The organism is Limimaricola sp. G21655-S1 (assembly GCF_027213785.1).
Lineage (GTDB): Bacteria > Pseudomonadota > Alphaproteobacteria > Rhodobacterales > Rhodobacteraceae > Limimaricola.
In genome coordinates, this window is sequence record NZ_JAPWGO010000284.1 from 1 (window position 1) to 264 (window position 264).

1 protein-coding gene is annotated in these 264 nt (G+C 73.5%); it reads right to left on the reverse strand.

The window, feature by feature from the left end; translation table 11 throughout:
- Positions 1–9: 9 nt before the first annotated feature.
- Positions 10–264 (reverse strand): hypothetical protein (locus tag O4G76_RS20795; protein WP_269399013.1); only part of this gene is annotated, 255 nt, incomplete at its 5' end.

Genomic DNA, 264 nt, shown 5'->3' on the forward strand with positions numbered 1-264 from the left:
CCCCGACCCCTACCCTTTCCTCTCCCTCCGCAGCGTCCGAGGTCTCTCAGCGACAGCGACCCACCCCGTCGGGGCCTCATTGATGTCGGCCACGGCGATGTCGAAGCGGCGCACGGCGCTGGAGCCGTCCGAGGAGGTCGGGGTGACGGTCAGCGCGACGCTCGGCTCGGTCTCGGCGTCGAAGCTGGCGCCGGCGGCGATCCGCAGCGTGCCGTCGGCGGCGATGGCGAAGCGCGCGGCGTCCACCGCGTAGCTCACCGTGGC